General features: G+C 43.6%; 17 protein-coding genes and 1 tRNA gene. 12 read left to right on the top strand and 6 right to left on the bottom strand.

Going from position 1 to position 21,191, the window contains the following annotated elements; genetic code table 11:
• Positions 1-87: 87 nt before the first annotated feature.
• Positions 88-318: a hypothetical protein gene (locus H8S84_RS10505; protein ID WP_187067268.1), complete on the bottom strand. Its 231-nt coding sequence runs from the start codon at positions 316-318 to the stop codon at positions 88-90.
• Between the two features lie 783 nt (positions 319-1,101).
• Between H8S84_RS10505 and H8S84_RS10500 the strand changes: the two genes are divergently transcribed.
• The 5 genes from H8S84_RS10500 to H8S84_RS10480 all read left to right on the top strand — a co-directional run bounded on the left by H8S84_RS10500 (position 1,102) and on the right by H8S84_RS10480 (position 5,323).
• Positions 1,102-1,174, top strand: a tRNA-Gln gene (locus H8S84_RS10500).
• A gap of 280 nt (positions 1,175-1,454) precedes the next feature.
• On the top strand, positions 1,455-2,384 hold the full coding sequence (locus tag H8S84_RS10495; RefSeq protein WP_187067267.1) for a ribose-phosphate pyrophosphokinase: 930 nt from the start codon (positions 1,455-1,457) through the stop codon (positions 2,382-2,384).
• Positions 2,385-2,591: 207 nt separating this feature from the next.
• Complete coding sequence (locus H8S84_RS10490; RefSeq protein ID WP_187067266.1) at positions 2,592-3,179, top strand: 50S ribosomal protein L25/general stress protein Ctc; 588 nt, start codon at positions 2,592-2,594, stop codon at positions 3,177-3,179.
• Positions 3,180-3,390: 211 nt separating this feature from the next.
• Positions 3,391-3,954 carry an aminoacyl-tRNA hydrolase gene (gene pth, locus H8S84_RS10485; RefSeq protein WP_187067382.1) on the top strand — a complete coding sequence of 188 codons (564 nt, stop codon included), beginning with the start codon at positions 3,391-3,393 and terminating at the stop codon, positions 3,952-3,954.
• Between the two features lie 112 nt (positions 3,955-4,066).
• Entirely contained in the window at positions 4,067-5,323 is a 1,257-nt protein-coding gene (locus H8S84_RS10480) for an MDR family MFS transporter (protein ID WP_187067265.1), read from the top strand.
• Positions 5,324-5,415: 92 nt separating this feature from the next.
• Here H8S84_RS10480 and metG read toward each other — a convergent pair whose 3' ends face one another.
• Positions 5,416-7,458: a methionine--tRNA ligase gene (gene metG, locus H8S84_RS10475; protein WP_187067264.1), complete on the bottom strand. Its 2,043-nt coding sequence runs from the start codon at positions 7,456-7,458 to the stop codon at positions 5,416-5,418.
• 142 nt (positions 7,459-7,600) lie between these two features.
• On the opposite strand from metG, the gene H8S84_RS10470 reads away from it, so the two are divergent.
• Positions 7,601-7,834 carry a hypothetical protein gene (locus tag H8S84_RS10470; protein WP_187067263.1) on the top strand — a complete coding sequence of 78 codons (234 nt, stop codon included), beginning with the start codon at positions 7,601-7,603 and terminating at the stop codon, positions 7,832-7,834.
• Positions 7,835-7,880: 46 nt separating this feature from the next.
• On the opposite strand, the gene H8S84_RS10465 is transcribed toward H8S84_RS10470, so the two are convergent.
• The 4 genes from H8S84_RS10465 to msrB form a co-directional block, all read right to left on the bottom strand.
• Positions 7,881-8,228: a hypothetical protein gene (locus H8S84_RS10465; RefSeq protein WP_187067262.1), complete on the bottom strand. Its 348-nt coding sequence runs from the start codon at positions 8,226-8,228 to the stop codon at positions 7,881-7,883.
• Between the two features lie 161 nt (positions 8,229-8,389).
• Positions 8,390-8,653, bottom strand: a complete 264-nt coding sequence (locus H8S84_RS10460) for a hypothetical protein (protein ID WP_230407128.1) — start codon at positions 8,651-8,653, stop codon at positions 8,390-8,392.
• Positions 8,654-8,815: 162 nt separating this feature from the next.
• On the bottom strand, positions 8,816-9,595 hold the full coding sequence (locus H8S84_RS10455; RefSeq protein WP_187067261.1) for a DUF3050 domain-containing protein: 780 nt from the start codon (positions 9,593-9,595) through the stop codon (positions 8,816-8,818).
• An 86-nt stretch (positions 9,596-9,681) separates the two neighbouring features.
• Positions 9,682-10,233, bottom strand: a complete 552-nt coding sequence (gene msrB / locus H8S84_RS10450) for a peptide-methionine (R)-S-oxide reductase MsrB (RefSeq protein ID WP_187067260.1) — start codon at positions 10,231-10,233, stop codon at positions 9,682-9,684.
• 215 nt (positions 10,234-10,448) lie between these two features.
• Between msrB and typA the strand changes: the two genes are divergently transcribed.
• The 6 genes from typA to H8S84_RS10420 all read left to right on the top strand — a co-directional run bounded on the left by typA (position 10,449) and on the right by H8S84_RS10420 (position 21,063).
• The gene (gene typA / locus H8S84_RS10445) at positions 10,449-12,260 is read left to right on the top strand and encodes a translational GTPase TypA (protein WP_187067259.1); all 1,812 of its coding nucleotides are present in this window, start codon (positions 10,449-10,451) and stop codon (positions 12,258-12,260) included.
• Between the two features lie 200 nt (positions 12,261-12,460).
• On the top strand, positions 12,461-13,657 hold the full coding sequence (locus tag H8S84_RS10440; protein ID WP_187067258.1) for an OmpA family protein: 1,197 nt from the start codon (positions 12,461-12,463) through the stop codon (positions 13,655-13,657).
• A gap of 191 nt (positions 13,658-13,848) precedes the next feature.
• On the top strand, positions 13,849-16,191 hold the full coding sequence (locus tag H8S84_RS10435) for a TonB-dependent receptor (RefSeq protein WP_187067257.1): 2,343 nt from the start codon (positions 13,849-13,851) through the stop codon (positions 16,189-16,191).
• A gap of 326 nt (positions 16,192-16,517) precedes the next feature.
• Positions 16,518-18,110: a hypothetical protein gene (locus tag H8S84_RS10430; RefSeq protein ID WP_187067256.1), complete on the top strand. Its 1,593-nt coding sequence runs from the start codon at positions 16,518-16,520 to the stop codon at positions 18,108-18,110.
• 73 nt (positions 18,111-18,183) lie between these two features.
• Positions 18,184-19,809, top strand: coding sequence for a hypothetical protein (locus H8S84_RS10425; protein ID WP_187067255.1), 1,626 nt, complete (start codon positions 18,184-18,186; stop codon positions 19,807-19,809).
• A gap of 771 nt (positions 19,810-20,580) precedes the next feature.
• On the top strand, positions 20,581-21,063 hold the full coding sequence (locus H8S84_RS10420) for a hypothetical protein (RefSeq protein ID WP_187067254.1): 483 nt from the start codon (positions 20,581-20,583) through the stop codon (positions 21,061-21,063).
• Positions 21,064-21,191: the final 128 nt, after the last annotated feature.

Raw genomic sequence — 21,191 nt, 5'->3', positions numbered from 1 at the left:
AAAAGTAAAAGCGCAGCCAGAGAAATACTGGCTGCGCTTTTTTATTTAGTCAGTTGGCTTCAAACCACATCACAAGTATAACCTGCACTACAGGTTCTTCAGTAACTCTATCTGGTCGTCATTCAACAAAATATAACGGTTGTTAAACGGGTTGGCGTAAAACTTTTCGCAGATAACGTACTCCCCGGTTTTTAGCTTATGTATATTATAGCTAAAAAGACTGTTAGACCGCTCTATCACCAGCTCAGTAGTACTCAGGTCTAACTGTTGGCCACAGGTGGTCGTGATGATATCAGAGTTAAGTGTTGTGGTTGGCATAAGCATAAGTAAAGTATAGAACTTTCATTACGCACAAAACCACAGTTAGTGACACGACTAAACCAGAAAAAATAATAATTTTTAAGATGTATTTGTTCTGTGTTATACAACCTTGGAAACACCATATTTCTTAATATAATAAGCTACTGAAACACATACTTTTCTTCTTACTAACCTCTTCTCACAACCTCCTAAACCACAGAAAATCAACTGAAACAGCAGTTCCTTTTCAGAAGCCTTGACTGCTGCATTTACTTAACTTTAAAAGGAAGCATTGATGCTCGAGTTGAGAATGTAACTGATGTAGAGCCGGACTAACCCAGGTTCACTTGACCAGATTCAGGAGTGATTAACCAAAGAATATAGCTTTTAGCTTCAAGTATAACAATTGAAAAAAGCCGGATAGAGCAATTCTAACTAGCCGCACTTAATCAGATCTACAGCAAAAATCATCAAAAAAACGCATACGTTTTCACGTAAAGTATAAACTCTCGTCACGATATTGATCTTGCCCCTGGAGTATACTTTTAAGTTAATTGCCATAAAACAACACTGTGAATTTCACATAATTAGCTGCTATAACTTATTGCAACTGCCGCAAAAACAGCAACTAATGAGATGCAATACAACAGGTAAAAAGCAGGATGAAACAGCGCCAGAGCAGATTTTGACTAAAATTTTCTGAAAAATTTTGCAGCAATTGTTTGCAGTTTAAAATCGTCTCTCTATCTTTGCATCACCAAACGACGAAGGGGCTTCCACCCTGATGTTTAGTAGGTAGTTTGTCCGATGGTGTAACTGGCAACACGTCTGATTTTGGTTCAGAAGAGTCCAGGTTCGAGCCCTGGTCGGACAACTTAAAAAGCCCTTAGATCTGATCTAAGGGCTTTTTTGTTTCTAGTCTCTGCTCTGGTTTCCTGCACTTGCACCTCACGGCTCATGAATACCAATTAAGCTCCTCTATAGTATAAGTGTATTGCTTAAACTATCCTCTAAAGCAATGCAAGCTTTACCCTATTACCATTACCCCGCATTTAAACTTCATAAATAACCCAATGCTATAGAACTTATTTTGTAGCTTTGCAGGCATAGTTAACCTAAACCCTAACAATCAACACTTAGCATTTAGCAGAATTATGCCACAGGTAAAAATCTTCTCCGGTTCCGCCTCACAGTATTTAGCTGAGAAAATAGCTGCCGCTTACGGCACTAAGCTCGGCGATCTTACCATTTCCCGTTTCAGCGATGGAGAGATTGGCGTACACTTTAACGAGTCTGTACGTGGCGCTGAAGTATTCATTGTGCAGTCTACGTTTCCGCCAGCTGATAACCTGATGGAGCTTATGTTACTTGTTGATGCCGCAAAACGCGCATCGGCACACAAAGTAATTGTTGTAATGCCATACTATGGCTATGCCCGCCAGGACAGAAAAGACAAGCCACGCGTTTCTATTGGGGCTAAAGTATTGGCTAACGCCATACAAAGCTGCGGCGCCGACCGCCTGATGACCTGTGACCTGCACGCTGGCCAGATTCAAGGCTTCTTTGATATCCCGGTAGACCACCTGGATGGTTCCGCTATTTTTGTACCTTACCTGCGTAGCCTGAACCTGGGTTCAGACCTGATCTTTGCATCTCCGGACGTAGGCGGTGTGGTTAGAACGCGTAGCTTTGCCAAGAACTTCGGAGCAGAGATGGTAGTTTGCGACAAACACCGTAAACGTGCCAATGAAATTGCTTCTATGCAGGTGATCGGTGATGTAGAAGGCATGGACGTAGTATTGGTAGACGACATGGTAGATACAGCCGGTACCATTACAAAAGCAGCAGAGTTGTTGAAAGAGAAAGGCGCAAAATCTGTGAGAGCCATCGCTACGCACCCTGTCCTTTCTGGCCCGGCCTACGAGCGCATAGAGAACTCTGTGCTGGAAGAACTGGTGGTATCTGATACTATTCCACTTAAACATGAGAGCTCAAAAATCAAGGTGCTTTCTTTTGCAGATCTTTTTGCCAGAGCTATCAATAACGTTGTTACACACGAGTCTATCAGCTCGCTGTTTATATAGTCTGAACTGTTAAATACTGATTGTTAACTGTTGTTCGCAATGGTTAACAATCAGCATTTAACATTTTACAAAAGCGGGCCTGAAAGGTAACTGAGCGCCTGATTACTGAATTGATTGTACAATACAAGAAAAAAACAATCAACCATTCAATAATCAATAATTTAATCCCTACCTTTGTGGCTTCAAAATTTTAACAAATTCATTTTTATGAAAACTTTAGAGATTATAGGGTTTAAAAGAGCAAATCTCGGTAAAGCGCAAACGAAAGAGTTGCGTAATGAGTCTTATGTACCAGGAGTACTTTATGGCGGCGCTGAGCAAGTTCACTTCTACGCACCAGCTATCCTGTTCAGAGACTTAGTTTATTCTCCGGAAGTATACGAAGTAGACTTAAACATTGAAGGTACGCACTACAGAGCAATTATGCAGGACGTACAGTTCCACCCGGTTAACGAAATGCTATTGCACGTTGATTTTCTTCAGCTACAGGAAGACAAGCCTGTTAAGATAGAAATTCCTGTGAAAATGGTAGGTAACTCTCCAGGTGTAATGCTAGGTGGTAAGCTTGTAACAAAACTGCGTAAGCTTAAAGTGAAAGCTCTTCCTGCTAACCTTCCTGACTATATCGAAGTTGATATCTCTGATCTTGAGCTTGGTAAGTCAATCAAAGTTGGTAAGATCAAAGGTGGCGATTACGAAATCCTTACAAACCCACTTGCTCCAGTAGCTACAGTTACTATTCCTCGTGCTCTTAAGAGTGCACAGATGGAAGAAGCTCGTGCTGGTAAGAAATAAGCAATTACTGCTTCAACACATCAAGTCCTGTCCTGCCTACAAGCGGGGCAGGATTTTTTGTTTTTGATTGAAGGTTAAACTGTTAAATTGCTGAACTCATATAGTGCTAAGCTTTACAACGATTTAACAATTGAGCAATTCAACCATTATTAAGATAAAACAGTGGCTGGGCATGGCTCCTGAGGCTCCCGCCCTACCCGAAGATACAAGTATGAAATACCTGATTGTGGGCCTTGGCAACATTGGTCCTGAGTATGCTGAAACCAGACACAACATTGGCTTTATGGTGCTGGACTACCTGGCAAAGAAGTTTGATGCGCAGTTCGATACCAGCCGCCACTCCTTTGTAACCGAGATAAAGACCAAAGGGCGCACCTTCGTGTTAGTGAAGCCAACTACCTACATGAACCTGAGCGGCAAAGCCGTACAGCACTGGCTAAATACCCTGAAACTGCCTGTAGAGCAGATGATGGTGATCACCGACGACATTGCCATACCTTTCGGCAAGATACGCATCCGTATGAAGGGCAGCGCCGGCGGGCACAACGGTTTAAAGCACATCGAGCAAACACTGGGGCACAACAACTATCCCCGTCTGCGCTTCGGTGTTGGCGACGCGTTCCATAAAGGAAAGCAGGTAGATTATGTACTCAGCAAGTTCAGTGACGACGAGCAGATAGAGCTACAGACGCTGATTGAAAAGGCAGCTGACTCGGTAATAGCCTTTGGCACTATTGGCCTGGAACGCACTATGAACCAGTACAATACGAAGTAGTTACCCTTCAGCTATCATATAGTTACATGAAGAGACACAGTTTTGTGTCTCTTCTTTTTTTTATGTAAGGCAGAAAATATACATTTGCTTACCGCTACTTATTACCAAAGCTATGAAAAAAGTTTTCTCTCTCTACCGCAACGCCTTTGGCGGCCTCTCCCACTCCGCCTGGATGCTCTCACTGATCATGTTCATTAACAGGAGCGGTGCGATGGTTATCCCTTTTCTGGGTGTTTACTTAACAGGTGTTTTAGGTTATACTTTAAAAGAAGCCGGTGCTATACTCAGTATCTATGGGCTTGGCTCAGTTTGTGGTTCCTTTTTAGGAGGCTGGCTGACGGATAGAGTCGGTCATTTTAAAGTACAATTCTTTAGCCTTACCATAGGCGGCAGTTTATATTTTATGTTCCTGCACCTGCAGCAGTTCGAGCATATGGCCGCAGCGGTATTTATACTTAGCCTCGTAAATGATACCCTGCGCCCGGCCAATGCCTCTTCAGTAGCCTCTTATGCTAAGCCTGAAAATGTTACACGTGCTTTTTCCCTGAACAGGATGGCTATAAACCTGGGATTCTCTATTGGCCCGGCAGTTGGAGGTCTTTTAGCGGCGATTTCCTACAACTGGTTATTTATTGCAGATGGTGCTACTTGTATTATGGCTGGCCTGTTCTTTTTTATTTACTTTAGAAATAAGCAGGGGCATAAGCCTATGAGGCAAAAGCACGATGCATCCAGACCTGTAGCTAAGGTAAAATCGCCCTATACTGATGGGTTATACTTACTTTTTGTGCTCATTAACTGTGGCTTTGCTATTGTGTTCTTCCAGTTTCTGTCTACGTTGCCTATATACTATAGAGATGTATACACACTACCGGAACAAGGCATTGGTATGTTATTGGGTTTTAATGGCCTGTTGGTGTTTGCTTTAGAAATGATCCTAGTATACTTGCTTGGCGAAAAGTTTAAAAAATCGCTGATTATACCAGCGGGGATATTACTACTTGGCTTCTCATTTGTATTACTAAACGCTACACATCATGTTGGTATCTTATACCTGGCAATGGCTTTGCTAAGTATAGCCGAGATTCTGGTGATGCCCTTTATGTCTACGATAACTGTAGAGCGGTCTAACGAGCAAAACCGTGGGTCATATATGGGGCTTTATACTATTTCCTACGCTGCCGCGCACGTTATCGCGCCATACTTAGGTACAACCATTGCATCTAAGTATAGCTTTGATACCCTTTGGTGGTCGCTTGGGGTCTTTACAGTATTTTTAAGTATTGGGATCTACTTTGTTGTAAGAAGAGTAGAGCAAAATGAGCAGAAGCTAATAATTGCCGCCGGTGAGCCAGCCGTGATGAGTTGAGACAATAGAGATGTACTAATTTGCACCTCTATAAAGAAAAAGCCTCACAGTTTTAGTGAACTATGAGGCTTTTTGTTACTCTTATTGTGTTTCTATGAAACGGTACCTCCGTTTACAATCTGCTTGCTTGGCTGTACAAAAGCTAAAGAGCCGTCGGCATTCTCTGCCATAAGAATCATACCCTGGCTGGTAATACCTTTGATATCGCGTGGAGCCAGGTTTACAAGTATACTTACCTGCTGCCCGATGATCTCCTCCGGGTTAAAGAACTCAGCAATACCGCTAACTACCGTGCGCTGGTCAATGCCAGTGTCGATCTTCAGCTTCAGGAGCTTTTTAGTTTTAGCCACTTTCTCCGCTTCCAGAATAGTACCTACGCGGATGTCCATTTTAGAAAACTCATCAAAGGTGATGTTTTCTTTCGCTGGCTCAGCTACAGCATTGGCCATTTCATTTGCTTTCTTCGTGTCCAGCAGCTTCTGCACCTGTGTCTCCACGGCCGCATCTTCTACTTTCTCGAACAGTAGCTCCGGCTTACCAATAACATGGCCTTCTTTTAATAGGTCAGATGCCCCTGCAGCAGACCAGCTATTTCCCAATGCCATGTTCAACATATTGCGCAATTTGGCAGCAGAATCAGGCAGGAACGGCTCCATAAGTATAGCCAGGCTACCAGAGATCTGCAGTGCAATGTTCATGATGGTCTTCACACGCTCCTCGTCTGTTTTGATCAGCTTCCATGGCTCAGTGTCTGCCAGGTATTTGTTGCCCAAACGCGCCAGGTTCATCAGCTCACCCAGGGCATCTCTGAAGCGGTAACGCTCAATATAAGTTGCAATTACCATTGGCATACCTTCCAGCACGCCCAGCACCTCCTTATCGTAGTCTGTAAGCTTGCCACGGGTTGGTACGGCACCATCGTAATACTTTTGGGTAAGCACTACCGCACGGTTAATAAAGTTACCAAGTATAGCCAGCAGTTCGTTGTTGTTGCGGGCTTGGTAATCTTTCCAGGTAAAGTCGTTGTCTTTGGTTTCCGGAGCGTTGGCACACAAGGTATAACGCAGCACATCGCCTTTACCCGGGAAATCCTGCAGGTACTCGTGCAGCCACACCGCCCAGTTGCGGGAGGTAGAGATTTTGTCGCCTTCCAGATTCAGGAACTCGTTGGCCGGCACGTTGTCAGGAAGTATATAATCGCCGTGCGCCTTCAGCATACTCGGAAAGATGATGCAGTGGAACACGATGTTATCCTTGCCAATAAAGTGTACCAGTTTGGAGTCTTTGTCTTTCCAGTACTTCTCCCAGTCATTTGTCAGAGCTTTTGTAGCAGAGATATATCCGATAGGCGCATCAAACCACACATAAAGCACTTTACCTTCTGCCCCTTCTACTGGTACAGGCACGCCCCAATCCAGGTCGCGGGTTACGGCACGCGGCTGTAGCCCTTGGTCGATCCAGCTTTTGCACTGGCCGTACACGTTTGGCTTCCAGTCGCCTTTGTGGCCTTCTACGATCCACTCGCGCAGCCATGGCTCATACTCGTTTAGGGGCAGGTACCAATGCTTTGTTTCACGCATAACCGGCACAGCGCCGCTCAGTGTACTCTTAGGGTTGATGAGGTCTGTTGCATTAAGTGAGGTACCGCAGCTTTCGCACTGGTCGCCATAGGCATTTTCGTTACCGCATTTCGGGCACGTGCCTACAATGTAACGGTCCGCCAGGAATTGCTGTGCTTTCTCGTCGTAGTACTGCTGCGTTGTCTGCTCTATAAATTTACCTTCCTCATACAGCTTCTTAAAAAAATCAGAGGCCGTTTCGTGGTGTATTTTAGAGGAAGTGCGGTCATACACATCAAATGACACATTGAAATCCTCGAACGATTTCTTGATCAGCTCGTGGTATTTATCTACTGCCTGCTGCGGTGTAATGCCTTCTTTCTTAGCCCGAATCGTTATCGGCACGCCATGCTCATCAGATCCACAGATAAACTTCACGTCGCGGCCCTGCAGGCGCAGGTAGCGCACATAGATATCAGCTGGCAAGTATACCCCGGCCAGGTGCCCGATGTGAACCGGACCATTGGCGTAAGGCAGAGCAGCTGTTACAGTATAGCGTTTTGGTGTATTTGTCATGTCTCGTCTTAAAAAAAGCAAATATACAAATAGCGAACGGATTGCATCGCCCTTAACTCTTAAAGTGGCAAAATCAGGTTTTCTGTATGACCTCTGCCCCGTTTTTCCGTAAGACAAAGCATCACCTTACCTATACTTTGAGATGAAGAATAAAGATAACTTCCGTACTGAGAAACACCACGCCGAAAGCTTGGGCAATGAACAAAAGCGTAAGAAAATAGATAAAGATCCTGCACCCAAAGAGGCTGACCGCGAATCAATAAATACTCCCAAAGAAAACGAAGTATATGTAGACCTGGAGCCAGATGAATTGCATGTAGGCGACGAGCCTGTACAGGAAATTAAAGAAGAGGAAGAGAAGAAAAAGAAGAAGTAATATCAAACTAAAAACCCCGGCTTAAATACAGGCCGGGGCTTTTAGTTTAGTTGCCAGGAATTACCCTAATGGGTCTTATAACCGGTCTTATCGGCCAATAAATGGTATGCCGGGTAGAATCTATAGGTGAATAGGGCAAATGCTGAGGACGAAGTGTAGGAGGTGTCATAGCAGGCTCGTTTCTATCGAATTCTTCGATGTTTCGTTTGCGGTTTATCTCGCTTGCCTGCTCGTTCATACGCACCCGCACATCTGTGTTCAGACCTTCCCTGTAGCTTACCCTTTGTTCTGTAACCACGCCAGGCGGCAGGCTCTCCTGCCCCTCCGATAGCGAGGTACAGCTAACTATACTTATTAAAAATGCTCCTGTTATATATGCAATGTTCGTTTTCATTTGTCTGAGTATTATACTTAAATCCAACTTTATACCTTTGGCTTATAAGTATATACGAAGTATAACAGGAGTTAAACTAAAGTATACTCTTAAAACAGCAAAGGCAACAAGTATAAATTACCTGTCGCCTTTGCCCCAGCTTAGCATTAACCTGGGATTTCTTATTTGTTATTGTAGAGATTAGCAGCGCCTACCTGTGTTAACATCAGGCCATCTGGTGCCGGGTTTACGAAACCTTCTTTTGATAAGTGCTGCTCCGCCTCTTTCTGAACATCTTTATAATGCGGGTAGCGCTCCTGCAAGTATGGGTATAACTCCTGGTACCGCAGAGTTTCTCCTTCTTTAATATTATTTGTCTTAAAGGCATCCATTATGCACTGAGCCGTGTTCTCTATATTATCTGCTTCGGAATGTAGTTCTACCATTTTTCTATACTTTTTGTGTTTAGATTAAGTACGGGAGGATTTTATTAATTGTTGATTGCTGATAGATGATTGTTATATGTGCCGGAGTAAGTGTTTTAAATGTTTCGGTTACATCCGGCTTTCTCAGCCACAAATGAGAGTTTCTAAAACAGCAACCAACAATTAAGACGCTTCCGTTGGTAATATACTCCGTATTCCGTCCCACAGCGCAATGCGCTGCTCAATGCAAGCAATGGATATATCAAGTGCTTCCTGCCATTTTTCATCATCATCACCGCATAATTCGCTAACCATCTGCAAAGCTAGAGGTGTATGTACTTCCTCGTCTAATTGCACGTGGCGATCCAGGTAATAAATAAAAGTATCAAGCTTACCTGGGAAGCGTTCGTTTAAGTCTGCAATTAGGTTGCGAAACATATCTGGTATTAAGTCTTCGCGGCCAAAAGTAAAGGCAGCTGCCAATGCGTGTGTTTTGCCCGACTTTATAATGCTGAATGTGTTGCGCACAAAATGTTTTACAGACGCATCTACCAATATATGGTCAAGGGCACTGCTTACACTCATACCTTCTGCTATACTCTTCAGCATTGAGTTTATCTGTGTTTTATCTGCTCCGCATTCCTCCATGGCACGCAGGTACAGTTCAAAATGGCTTACCGGGTTACCCTCCTGATCTACGTCTGTTTCCTCTTCCAGCACAATTTCATTTATCAGGCGTCGTGTAACTGGGCTTCCTTTTGGTACCCATGGCAATGTAACACAAGTCAGGTCTCGCTGCAGCCCTTTTAACAAACTCATAAAATCCCACACGGCAAAAACGTGGTGCTGCATAAATGTTTTGAGATCCTCTAGCGTCTCCAGGCTTTGGTACACGTTGTGCTCGAGCAGTCGTTGCCGATGCTGCAGCAGCGCCTCTTGAAGCGCCTCAATTCTGTGATTCATTTTTGTTTAAAAGTAGATGTAAAAAAGCTGTTGCCACGCATGTAGTCAGGCAAAGCAAAGGTAAAACCGAGAGTGTTTCTGAAGGTTTATTTTTTCGGCTCAAAATCGAGGGCCACGGAATTAAGGCAGTAGCGCAAACCTGTAGGCTCCGGTCCGTCCGGAAAAACGTGGCCGATGTGAGATCCGCAGCGTGCGCACTCCACCTCAGTTCTTACCATCCCCATAGTCCGGTCTTCTACTTCTTTTACACGCTCTTTAGAGATGGGCGCATAAAAACTTGGCCAACCGGTGCCGGAGTCAAATTTTGTGTAGGAAGTAAACATGGGATTATGGCAGGCTGCGCAGTAGTAAATTCCCTCCTTTTTGTTATCGTTGTACTCATTGGCAAAAGCACGCTCCGTGCCTTCTTCGCGTAGCACATAATACTCTTCTTTTGTCAGTAGCTTAAGCCACTCCTCTTCAGTGCGCGCCACGGTATCTGCCAGAGTTTCACTGTTAAGTGCCTGGCGCACATAGTCTGGCAGTGGCTCTTGTCCGCTGGTGGCTGTTGTATAATCAAGGTCGGTGGTTTTGTCTTGCTGGGTGCAGGCAGCCTGGCTTAGCAGGACAAACAATGGGATAAAAATTAGTGCTTTCATACTTATACTTACGACCATAGTTTATACTTGGCTTTGGCTTATGTTAAATTTCCTAACTGCTTAGGAAACAAAGTATAAATAGTTTGTGTTTGCCCATTAGCCTGCCAAATTACAGGCTTTCAATAAAAAAATAGTATCATAACCTGTTTATTTCGAGCTAACTAGTGAAAATCTAAACCCTTTTCAGTACTTTTGCGGCTCGAAAAACCTATTCAATGCAAAATATTCGAAATATTGCGATCATCGCACACGTAGACCACGGCAAAACAACGCTCGTGGACAAGATCATCCATGCTTCTAAGCTATTCGCAGAGCACCAGCAGTTTGACGACCTTATTCTGGACAACAACGACCTGGAGCGCGAGCGTGGTATCACGATCGTTTCTAAGAACGTGTCGGTTCGTTACAAAGACGTTAAGATCAACATCATTGACACGCCTGGTCACGCCGACTTCGGTGGTGAGGTAGAGCGCGTTCTTAAGATGGCTGACGGTGTGCTACTATTGGTGGATGCCTTTGAAGGCGCCATGCCACAGACACGTTTCGTACTTGGTAAAGCTATCCAGCTTGGCCTGAAGCCGATTGTGGTAGTAAACAAAGTGGATAAAGAAAACTGCCGTCCTGATGAAGTGCACGAGCAGGTATTCGACCTGATGTTTAACCTGGATGCTACAGAAGACCAGCTGGACTTCACAACGCTTTACGGTTCTTCTAAGCAGGGTTGGATGAGCACCGACTGGACACAGCCAACTGATAACATCACTCCTTTATTAGATGCGATCATTGATGTGATTCCTGCTGCTCCGTTCCGTGAAGGTACTCCGCAGATGCAGATCACTTCTCTTGACTATTCTTCTTTCGTAGGTCGTATCGCGATTGGTCGCGTTCACCGTGGAACATTGAAAGAAGGTATGCCTATCAGCTTAATGAAAGCAGATGGAAGCATCAAGAAAGGTCGCATTAAAGAACTTCAGGTATTTGAAGGTCTTGGTAAGAAAACAGTTCAGGAAGTATCTGCCGGCGAAATTTGCGCTGTAACAGGTATCGAAGGCTTCGATATTGGTGATACTATTGCTGATGCGGAGAACCCAGAGGCATTAACGCGTATCTCTATCGACGAGCCTACCATGAACATGTTGTTCACGATCAACAATTCTCCTTTCTTCGGTAAAGAGGGTAAATTCGTAACATCACGTCACCTGCGCGATCGTCTGTTCAAAGAAACTGAGAAAAATCTGGCACTGCGTGTACAGGAAACTGACCGTGAAGATACATTCCTTGTATTTGGTCGTGGTATCCTGCACTTGTCTGTACTTATCGAGACTATGCGCCGCGAAGGCTATGAGCTTCAGGTAGGTCAGCCACAGGTAATCTATAAAGAAGTTGACGGCCAGCGCCACGAGCCAATCGAGCACCTGGTAGTTGACGTGCCGGAAGAGACAGCTGGTAAAGTAATTGAGCTTGTAACGCAGCGTAAAGGTGAGCTTACGATCATGGAGCCTAAGGGAGACCTGCAGCACCTTGAGTTCAACATCCCTGCGCGTGGCCTTATTGGTCTGCGTAACAACGTGCTTACAGCAACTGCCGGTGAGGCGATCATGAACCACCGTTTCCAGAGCTACGAGCCGTACAAAGGCGCAATCCCTGGACGTAACAACGGTTCTATCATCTCTATGGAGACTGGACCTGGTACTGCTTATTCTATCGATAAACTTCAGGATAGAGGTGTGTTCTTCGTTGATCCGGGTGTAGATGTTTACATGGGTCAGGTAATTGGTGAGCACAATCGCCAGAACGACATCACAGTGAACATCCAGAAAGGTAAGAAGCTGACAAACATGCGTGCTTCCGGTTCTGATGATAACACTAAGATCGCTCCTGCTAAAAACTTCTCACTGGAAGAAGCCATGGAATACATCCAGAAGGATGAGTACTTGGAGGTAACGCCGAAGAGCCTGCGTATGCGCAAGATCTACTTAGACGAGAATGAGCGTAACCGCATGAGAAATAAAGAAGAAGTAGCGTAAGTATAAATCGCTATAAAGTATAAAAGGCCTGCCGCTGAAAAGTGGCAGGCCTTTATTTTTTACAAAACGCTTTAACATCTGGTTTTAATGAATATTAATAATTTAATTATCAATGCCATGGCAATTAAATTATCAAATTTAATATTGATTTAATTCAAAGTATTTATAAATTTGCTGACTCGAACCTAAACCCAAAAACTATGAGAAAAATTGTATTATCTGCTGCATGCGCAGCGGCCATGGCATTGCTGTTCAGCACTCCTTCTTACGCCCAATTCGACATTGGCAACAAAATCAAAAACAAGGTAAACCAGAAAATAGACCAGAAGATTGACCAATCAATTGATGGAGCATTGAATGGCAAAAAACCAACAGCTGCCGGTAAAGCTACTGCAAACGGAGCTGCAGCCAGTAAAGAAAACAATCCGGAGAAAATTAAGGCTTGGACAAAGTATGATTTTGTGCCGGGTGACAAAGTACTATTTGCCGATAACTTAGCAGGAGAAGAGATTGGGGAATTTCCGTCACGCTGGGACTTAAATAAAGGAAACGCTGAAGTAGCAGTATTGGGCGATGATCGCGCCATAAACTTAGTAAGCTACGGCACCAGCGTGCAGCCGCTCATGACCAAAACAGAGTACCTGCCTGAAACCTTCACCATAGAGTTCGACATCTTCTTCGACAGTGACAACCCAAATGTGGAGTATGAAATTTTTCTTATACCCAAAGCCTCTAATTTCATCGAAGCCAAGCATGGTGATTTCTGGGAGCCGATTGCTATCAGAGCAAATGGCATCAGGTTTCAGGATTATGGCTCAGAATCTGAAGAATTAAAAGCACAAGATATTAAGAACCAATGGCGCCATGTTGCTATTTCTTTCAATAAACGCAGCATGAAAGTATACCTGGACAACCAGCGTCTTATAAACATACCTAATGTAAAAGGCACACCTGCTTCGCTGCGTATCGAAGTTGATAAACGAATTGAGGCAAACACCATGGTTAAAAACGTGATGATTGCCGAAGGCGGCAAAAAACTGTACGACCAGGTAATGGCAGACGGTAAAATAGTAACCTATGGCATTAAGTTCGATGTGAACAAAGCTGATATCCGACCAGAGTCTGTGGGTACACTGGCAAGTATAGCCAAGCTAATGCAGGAACAGCCAAGCTTAAAGTTCAGCATTGAGGGTCACACCGACAGCGACGGAGACGACAACTCTAACCTGAAGCTAAGCCAGCAGCGTGCCGAAGCTGTAAAAGTATACTTAACAGAACAAGGTATTGCCACTGACAGGTTAAAGGCAAAAGGCATGGGCGAATCAAAGCCGCTCGATAAGAACAGTACACCAGAAGCCAAATCAAATAATAGAAGAGTAGAGTTTGTTAAAATGTAAGATTATAAATTTTCATTAACTATTTAGACGCCTGCCACTTTGCTGTGGCAGGCGTTTTTCGTTGCGGTTAAAAAAGTGATAACAATCACCTAAAATTATTTAGAATTAGTTTAAATAAAGGTTGCATGGCATAACATCAGATAATACTTTTGCATCAAAATAGAATCAGTCTAAATAATCCAACCATAAAAATGCGAAAGTTACTACTCCTCGTTTTTGTTTTACTCTATACCCTTGGTGTCAGTGCACAAAATGCTCCTGCTACTATACAAGGTATAGTTACCGACTCCAAGAATACCCCTGTAAGTATGGTTACTGTCGCCATAGAGGGAACAGATAAAGGCACCCACACTGATGCAAGCGGCTATTACCAGCTTAATAATATAACCTCTGGTACATATGTGCTACGTGTTGGCGGTGTAGGATATAACACTATCCGTAAAGAAGTATCGTTAGCAGACAACCAGATACTAAAGCTTGATATTAATATCAGTGCCAGCCAACATACCTTAAATGAGGTTATTGTGTCAGCGAGCCGCAGCGTAGAAGCTCTGGATGAAACTCCTGCATCAGTGCACGTGCTCGATTCGCGTACTGTTCAGCTGCAAACCCAGATTAACTCCAATATATCTAACATACTGGCAGCTACTGTTCCAGGCCTTGCCTTGCAAAGCAACAGCACCAGCAATGTAGGCCAGACCCTGAGAGGACGTAACGTACTGATCATGGTAGACGGGATCCCGCAGTCTACCCCACTGCGAAACGGCAGCCGCGACGTACGTACTATTGACCCCGCAGCCATTGAGCGTGTAGAAGTAGTAAAAGGCGCTACTGCTGTGTATGGCAACGGCGCAGATGGTGGTTTGATCAACTACATCACCAAGCAGCCAAACACTGACAAACCTTTTAGTGCCTATACTTCTGTTGCAGGTACAGGTATGTTGTTTAATAGCAAAAACACCCTTGGAGGTCGCATTTCGCAACAGTTCTCCGGTAAAATAAAGGGATTTGACTACGTTGCCAGTGGCACTTACGAGAAAACAGGTGTTCTGAAAGACGGTGAAGGGCTGGTTATCTCTCCCCTATATGGCTTAGGCGAAACCAAAATGTATAATGGCTTTAGTAAATTAGGCTATAACATCAACGACAACCACCGTGTAGAAGCCATGTATAACTACTTCGGTAGCCTTCAGGACACCGAATATGTATTACAGAACGGCAAGTATGGCGAGACACCAAGTATAGGTGTGAAAGGTGAAGTAAAAGGCATTGAAGAGGGCACGCGCTACAACCATAATGCACAGCTGCGCTACACTGGTAAAAACCTGTTCCTGAACAGTACTGTAGATGTGAGCGCTTACATGCAGAACTTCTACACCGTTTATGGCTGGACAACATACTTTAAAGACGGCGGACAGTCTACCATCTTGTCAGACAAGAAAGGCCTTAGAGTAAATCTGAATACTCCGTTTCAGATCAATAACGACATCAAAGCACAGCTTACTTACGGTGTTGACTATATGAATGACGTAACATCGCAGCCGCTGGTAGATGGCCGTACCTGGGTACCTGAAATGGACCTTCACAACCTGGCACCCTACGCGCAGTTGCAACTAAACCTCTACAACGACTTCATCTTTAAAGCAGGCTATCGTTACGACAACGTAAAAATCTCTGTAGATGATTTTCAGCAGTTGGTATTAGCTAGCGGAGCAGGTGGTGACTATGTAAATGGAGGTACATTAAAATTTGATGCCAACACTTATAACTTTGGTTTGCGCTACGCAGGCATACAGGCCTTCAAACCATTCATCAGCTACTCGCAGGGTTTCTCCATGATCGATGTAGGCCGTTATGTACGTGGAGCCAAAGAAGATTATATTTCCCAGATGAACCTGGAGCCAGTAATTGTAAATAATTATGAAGCCGGTTTCCATAGCAAGTTGGGTAAGTTTGCCTTTAGCGGAGCATACTTCGTGAGCACTTCTAAATTGGGTGCTAACCTGAAGGCAAATGATGAAGGCACTTACTCTATTGAGCGTGCTCCGGAGCGTATCGAAGGTTTTGAGGCATTGGTTGACTTCTTTGTTACCAGCAAATTGACAATTGGCGCAAATGCAGCCTACAGCGAAGGTAAAATTGACTTTGATGACAATGGGGAGTATTTTGACGACGCGGATCGCTACCTGAATAGCACGCGTATTCCTCCGGTTAAGGTTACCTCTTACATCAACATTAAGCCAATTGCGAAGCTGAACATCAACCTGCAGCACATTTACTCAGGCGAAAGAGACAGGTTTGAACCAAACGCAAAAGGCAATTACGTATCTGGCGAAGGTCCAATAAAATCATTTAACGTGTTTAACCTAGCTAGCACTTATCAGGCAACAGAGAAATTGAACCTGAACCTAGGCATTGAGAACCTGCTAAATGAATCGTATTACCTGCCACAGGCTTACTGGTATGGCCGTAACGATTACTTTACAAGAGCAAACGGTGCCCGCTTCCAGCTAGGTGCATCTTACAAGTGGTAATCGTTTAAGATATACTTATTAGTACATTAAATGTGGGCTGATGGTCAGGATACTTTTCCTGGCAATCAGCCCACATTTAGTTTATACTTGCTTATGATGAATGGTCTGGCTTGAGCGAGTTTCACCTGAACCTACGGCTTGAGAATCGTCCCTACTGCGCTGCCCTTACCCTCCTCATATTCATACTGGTTGCACATGCAATCAGGTGCAGGTGCTAACTTCTACATGGCTGCCCTTGCCCTTCCCTTATTGCTTATAGCTGTTCACTGAAAACATTATAGCCAATTTACGTTAGATAGGATGATAAAAAGGACATATAACGCTTTATGAATATACGCCTTGGGCACCTTATACTTATAGCGCTGGCATTACTGTTTACAGGATGCGTGCGAAAGAACTTCTACGCCAAAACGCCCCTTGTTAATCCAGAAGTACGCCAGAAGCTTGAACAAAATCCTCAGTCCGTGGACTCGGTGGTAGTACAGGCAGGAAGGCATTACAAAAGAGGCTTTTTACATCGCATTTTCTGGGGTAAGCATTATCGTCCGGTTTGGGCCGCTCCTGCAAAAGTGCCTGTATTTGATATGGATACCACCAAAGGTGGCCTTGAGATCGAAAAGCTTGGCGGGGGTTACCAGACCACCAGCCTTACTCTGAAGGATAAAAACGGTTTTACCTATGCCCTCCGCTCTGTTGACAAAGACCCGGAGTTGGTGTTGCCCAAAGTATGGCGCAATACCTTTGTACTAAACATCCTCCGCGACCAGATCTCAGCCATAAACCCCTACGGCGCCTTAGCTTTACCGCCAATGGCCAAGGCAGCAGGAATACCGCATTCATCTCCAGAGTTGGTATATGTGCGCCCCAACGACAGCTCTTTTGGGGAGTATGAAGATAAGTTTAGCGACAAGCTTTTTACTATTGAAGAGAAGTATAACGACAAACGTGCGCTAACTCCTGAACTAGGTGATGCTATTGATATCGTAAACTCCAGCGAAGTACTTAACAAGCGTTACGAAGAAGACAATCACTTTATAGACCAACTGGCATTTGCAAAAGCTCGCCTATTTGATATTCTGATCCATGATTGGGATCGGCATGAAGGACAATGGGAATGGGCAGAGTATGAAAATAAGAAAAACCACATTTACCGCCCAATACCCAAAGATCGCGACAATGTGTTTTATAGATTCCAGGACGGAACCATCCCCTGGATCTTCAGCAGGAACTGGGCCATCCGTAAGTTTGAATCTTTTGACGATGAATATAACGACATCTATGCGCTGATGATCAACTCTAAATTTTTAGATGAAAGGGCGCTATCGCAGGTAACGCGCGCGCAGTTCGATTCGCTGGCTAAAGAGCTGCAAACAAGTATAACTGATGATGTAATTGCCCGCGGGGTACAGAACTTCCCTGACTCAGTGTACAGCCTTGTAGGAGAAAGCACACAGCGCAAGCTGATAAACCGACGCAACAAACTACACGAAGCCGCAGATAAGGCTTATGAGATCCTGGCTAAAGAGGTTTTAGTGGTTGGTACTGACCTGGAGGATGAGTTTGAAGTGAACCGCCTGGACGATGAAAAGACTGAGGTGATAGTTAAACGCAAGTCTGACGATAATGTGATCTACAGGCGTACATTTTACCGTTCAGAAACAGATTTGATTACTCTACATGGCCTTGCCGAGGATGATGAGTTTAAAATAAGCGGCAAAGTGAACGAAGGCATCAAAATAGAAATCTATGGTGGGCGCGGTGAAGATGAGATAAAAGATGAGTCTGAAGTAAAACGGGGCGGAAAGAAAACCTGGGTATACGACACCAAACGCGGCACCGAATTAGAGGCAGGACCTACTACCAAAGATAAACGCAAAAATGACGTTCGGTTACACGCCTTTGATAGAGAAGGCTTTTAGAGCCACTCTGTACTTTATTGTTAGCACCTAAACAAGTACTTCCAAGCAATGCCTGGCTTGTACAATAACAACTATGCACAAAACATACCTATATAATTTATCTGTGCTGCTGCTCCTACTTATACTAAGCAGTTGCAGCAATAGGTTTATCCATACCGTAAAACAAGTCTCTCCGCCGGATGGTATTGCAGGCAGTGTTCCGGATTTTTCTGATAGCACCATTACGCTGGCAGCCGGCACCCATTACGACAGGGGCTGGCTTCATACAGTGCTCTACGGCGACCATTACCGTGATATCTGGAAAGCTCCTGTAGAAGCTAAAGTACTTGATATTGCCACAGCCAAAGGAGGTTTAAAGCCACTGCAGATGGGTGGCAGCAGGCAAACCATTAACATGCGCATGCTAAATACGAATGGAGTAGAGTACGTTATACGTTCTCTGGATAAAGAACCAGCCAGCATTTTCCCGGAGCGCCTGCAGCGTAGTTATTTCGCATACATTGTTCGCGATGCCACCTCTGCTACCAATCCTTATGGTGCTTTAACTATACCGAGAATGGCTGAGGCAATTAATATTTACCACGTGAAGCCAGAGTTGGTATACGTGCCCCACGACCCACGCCTAGGAGCTTACCGCGACAGCATAGGCGGTACTTTAGCTTTACTGGAACGCAGGCCGGACGGAGATCAATCAGATAACCCACTTTTAGGCAATGCGCCTAAGGTTAAAAGCACACGTTCTGCAATTACAGAGCGCCTTACAGACAATGATTCACATTTTGATGCACGTTTTTACCTGCGGGCACGCCTGCTTGATATGGTAGTAGGCGATTGGAGCCGCCACGAAGACAACTGGCGATGGGCTGAAACTGAACATCATAACAACGCTTATACGTATCGCGCCATTCCCCGAGACCGAGACAACATCTACTACAAGTTTGAAGACGGCATTATTCCCTGGTTCTTTAAGCGATTTGGTTTTAAACCTCACTTCCAAACCTTCCGGAAAAACCTGAGGCAGGTAGAGAAACTGAACCTGAGCGCCCGCAATCTAGATGAGCTGATACTGGCAGAACTGGAGTGGCAGGACTGGCAGGAAATAACCGACAGCGTACAAACCGCCCTAACCAACCAGGTGCTGGAGGAAGCCCTTCGTGCAATGCCAGACACCGTGTACAAACTTACTGGCCCCGAAACCCTGGAGAAGCTGAAAAGTAGAAGAAATCAACTACAGGAAATTTCCCGGCGCTATTTTACCATACTTGCCGAAGATGTAACCTTGGTAGGCTCTGACAAGCATGAGCAATTTGTAGTGCATGTTATCTCAGAGGATGAAGTTAAGATAGAAATGTTTAAAACAGATAAAGAAGGAATCACAAAGCAACTCCTCTACAGCCGTACTGTTAATGCAAAAACTACCAGTACAGTAAACTTATATGGCCTTAACGGTGACGATAATTTTGAAATAAAAGGTACTGCAAAACCTAAAATAAGGATTAACATTTGGGGCGGAGCCGGTTCCGACACTTACTTTGTTGAAGCCGGCCAAAGTAAGGTAGGCAACAAAGTATACATTACCGACTCTACCTACAGCAACACTTATAATGTAGCGAAGCATACTTCTGTTAAAGTAGATGATAATATACCCGCTAATAAGTTTGATGCAGAGGGGTGGCTACTCAGGTATTATTTAGACTAAAAAATCCATTCATACTTTATAAAGCCTACTCTAATAAATTCTTTTTGTAGTTATTGGATATTAGGTAATATAAAACAGCAACTTATGTGCTTTATCACTGTCATTAACAAACATTGTCACTAACTACTATAGTAAGTATATATACTAGCGCAATAAAGATTTTGAACGCGCTTTATTTATACTATACCAATGTTATAACACTCTAACAGCATTAATAAAACTATATAAATTATATAAATAATATACATATTTATACACCCACCAATACAGAACACTTACACCTTAAATTCCATCAGCTACTTATATTGTAATTTTTTAGCATATTAATGCAATAATATCTCGTAATTCTAAGTAAGTTGTTTTTGCTAAAAGATTGAAATAGGTAGAGAATCAAAAACTTACTAATATTAGGTTAAACTTCTCACCACACTTCCCACAGCACCTGATTTTTACATGTTGCTTTATCGAGCTCACGAGCAACAGTTAAGGTGTAGCCTTATATTTTTATATTAACATTCAAGATACAACATGTTAATTATTACCACTACAGGAGAATTAATCAATAAAATCCATCACTGCTAAGGCAGGTTATACATCGCAAAAACATTACAATTCACAGCAGCATTTAATAACCCTTCAGCACAATCATTAGCTGTTGATGCACCCATACTTTCCGATAGGTACACTATTGGCAGGCATCTTATTGCCAATTTATTAGCAAGAACAACTTATTCAGGAAAACTAAATTTTAAACTATTAACTATTATTCTAATGAAAGCAAAAGTTTTAAGTTTCGCCATTGCGCTGATCGCGCTGTTAAATTTAGGTACGGCTACGGCACAGAACCTTGTAGTGAAACAATATCCAACTGCAACAGATTTAGGTACAGACTTACAACTCTGTGTTGATTTCGCTGGTCTTGGTAACATTAATGAAGTTGATATTATAGTAAATTATACTGCTGTAGTTGAAACATACTGTATTAATCGTGGACAACAGAAACAAGATTGTGAACCTGTACCAGGACTTACCCGAACATTACCAAATCAATCATCTACTCTTACTTTTGATGTTCGTAACGGCAGAACAAGAGGCTGTCAAATACTTTATACTGACTTTGAAGCAGGAGACTGTCCTGATGGCATGCGAAGCATAGTTGATGTTACTTTCAAAAATGTTAGTTTTACTATTTTAGGACGATTTTTCAATCTAGGTGATATTGCCCCTGTTGCCCCTTCAAATGTATGTAGATAACATGTTTATCGCGATTGCAGGTAAACCTGCAATCGCGATAAAAAATTTCAGTTCTTAACTGCATAAGATATGTAAGAAAAAGCTTTATAACCTTGAAGTTTTCCTATGTACCTGTTCACATTAAGCTT

Origin of the sequence: Pontibacter cellulosilyticus (genome assembly GCF_014306105.1) — a bacterium.
Classification (GTDB): domain Bacteria; phylum Bacteroidota; class Bacteroidia; order Cytophagales; family Hymenobacteraceae; genus Pontibacter; species Pontibacter cellulosilyticus.
The sequence above is the reverse complement of the archived record's forward strand: the minus strand, read 5'-3'. Positions and strand labels throughout refer to the sequence as shown.

What these genes read in the sequence shown, in the direction of transcription:
- H8S84_RS10505 (WP_187067268.1), bottom strand. Translation starts at nt 318, where the DNA reads ATGCCAACCACAACACTTAACTCTGATATCATCACGACCACCTGTGGC.
- H8S84_RS10495 (WP_187067267.1), top strand. Translation starts at nt 1,455, where the DNA reads ATGCCACAGGTAAAAATCTTCTCCGGTTCCGCCTCACAGTATTTAGCT.
- H8S84_RS10490 (WP_187067266.1), top strand. Translation starts at nt 2,592, where the DNA reads ATGAAAACTTTAGAGATTATAGGGTTTAAAAGAGCAAATCTCGGTAAA.
- pth (WP_187067382.1), top strand. Translation starts at nt 3,391, where the DNA reads ATGAAATACCTGATTGTGGGCCTTGGCAACATTGGTCCTGAGTATGCT.
- H8S84_RS10480 (WP_187067265.1), top strand. Translation starts at nt 4,067, where the DNA reads ATGAAAAAAGTTTTCTCTCTCTACCGCAACGCCTTTGGCGGCCTCTCC.
- metG (WP_187067264.1), bottom strand. Translation starts at nt 7,458, where the DNA reads ATGACAAATACACCAAAACGCTATACTGTAACAGCTGCTCTGCCTTAC.
- H8S84_RS10470 (WP_187067263.1), top strand. Translation starts at nt 7,601, where the DNA reads ATGAAGAATAAAGATAACTTCCGTACTGAGAAACACCACGCCGAAAGC.
- H8S84_RS10465 (WP_187067262.1), bottom strand. Translation starts at nt 8,228, where the DNA reads ATGAAAACGAACATTGCATATATAACAGGAGCATTTTTAATAAGTATA.
- H8S84_RS10460 (WP_230407128.1), bottom strand. Translation starts at nt 8,653, where the DNA reads ATGGTAGAACTACATTCCGAAGCAGATAATATAGAGAACACGGCTCAG.
- H8S84_RS10455 (WP_187067261.1), bottom strand. Translation starts at nt 9,595, where the DNA reads ATGAATCACAGAATTGAGGCGCTTCAAGAGGCGCTGCTGCAGCATCGG.
- msrB (WP_187067260.1), bottom strand. Translation starts at nt 10,233, where the DNA reads ATGAAAGCACTAATTTTTATCCCATTGTTTGTCCTGCTAAGCCAGGCT.
- typA (WP_187067259.1), top strand. Translation starts at nt 10,449, where the DNA reads ATGCAAAATATTCGAAATATTGCGATCATCGCACACGTAGACCACGGC.
- H8S84_RS10440 (WP_187067258.1), top strand. Translation starts at nt 12,461, where the DNA reads ATGAGAAAAATTGTATTATCTGCTGCATGCGCAGCGGCCATGGCATTG.
- H8S84_RS10435 (WP_187067257.1), top strand. Translation starts at nt 13,849, where the DNA reads ATGCGAAAGTTACTACTCCTCGTTTTTGTTTTACTCTATACCCTTGGT.
- H8S84_RS10430 (WP_187067256.1), top strand. Translation starts at nt 16,518, where the DNA reads ATGAATATACGCCTTGGGCACCTTATACTTATAGCGCTGGCATTACTG.
- H8S84_RS10425 (WP_187067255.1), top strand. Translation starts at nt 18,184, where the DNA reads ATGCACAAAACATACCTATATAATTTATCTGTGCTGCTGCTCCTACTT.
- H8S84_RS10420 (WP_187067254.1), top strand. Translation starts at nt 20,581, where the DNA reads ATGAAAGCAAAAGTTTTAAGTTTCGCCATTGCGCTGATCGCGCTGTTA.